General features: G+C 65.4%; 2 pseudogenes. One reads left to right on the forward strand and one right to left on the reverse strand.

Annotated features, from left to right (window positions below):
• The first annotated feature begins 337 nt into the window (after positions 1-337).
• Positions 338-870 (forward strand): annotated as a pseudogene (locus FJ980_RS33185) (SDR family NAD(P)-dependent oxidoreductase).
• A gap of 12 nt (positions 871-882) precedes the next feature.
• Here the strand turns inward: FJ980_RS33185 and FJ980_RS33190 are convergent.
• A pseudogene (locus FJ980_RS33190) lies at positions 883-1,140 on the reverse strand (keto-deoxy-phosphogluconate aldolase); the annotation flags it as partial.

A 1,140-nucleotide genomic window follows, 5' to 3' on the forward strand; every position in this document is an offset into this window, starting at 1 on the left:
TAGGCGGCGTCGGGACCTCGCTGCGGCCGATCGTAACGCGAGGGATCGCCGTCCTTGTCCGCCGCCCATGCGCATGGCGGCCGGCGATGGCGATCAATTCCAGCAGCGCCTCTCTCATCGTTTCAGCATTGCCGATCCGCGTGGGCCGCGCAACCAGGTGAGAGGATCAGGCAAGAGCAAGAGAGTTTTCGGCGCGCGAGGCGGGCCGCAATCCGCCATCTCTAAGGCGCGTCGCGTTTGGCGACGCGTCTTGGGCCTTTGTTTTATGCATGTCGTTTTCCCGGACCGGGCCACTTCCAGGCGACAGGCGTCAGGCCTCCACAAAGGAGATTTGGATATGACGACATCGAAGCGCGCACTGGTGACCGGCGCCAACAAGGGCATCGGCCTGGAGACCGCACGGCGCCTGGCGGCAACGGGATTCAAGGTCTGGCTCGGCGCCCGCGACGCCGCACGCGGCACCGCAGCGGCACAGGCGCTGCGCAGCGAAGGGCTCGACGTCGAGTGGCTCGAACTCGACGTTGTCGATGACGAAAGCGTGGCGGCCGCATCGTCATGGTGAGCAGCTATATCGGCTCGATCGCACGCGCGCAGGACGCAACAGGCGAAAACCAGTCGCCCAACATAATTGGCTATGGCAGCTCCAAGACGGCGCTCAATGCGATTACGGTGGCTTTCGCCAGGGAGCTCGCGCCGCGCGGCATCAAGGTGAATGCCGCTGCTCCCGGCTACACCGCGACCGATCTCAACGGGCACAGGGGCGGTCGCACGGTGCGGCAGGCAGCCGAGATCATCGTGCGCCTGGCGACGCTCGATGCCGATGGTCCGACTGCCGGCTATTTCGACGAGAATGGCCCGCTGCGCTGGTGAACGCGAAAGCGCTTATCCGGCGAGCTTGCTCGCGGCGCGTGCGAGAGCTTCGATTTCGTCCCACCTGCCGGCCTTGACCATGTCGTCGGGGGCGACCCAGGAGCCGCCGACGCAGATGACATTGGGCAGGCTGAGATAGTCGGCCGCGTTCTTGCCGGTGATACCGCCGGTCGGGCAGAATTTCACGTCGGCGAGAGGCGAGGCGAAAGCCTTCAGCGAAGCGATGCCGCCGGACTGCTCGGCCGGGAAGAATTTCAGAAAGCGCAGGCC

The organism is Mesorhizobium sp. B1-1-5, from assembly GCF_006443065.1.
Lineage (GTDB): Bacteria > Pseudomonadota > Alphaproteobacteria > Rhizobiales > Rhizobiaceae > Mesorhizobium.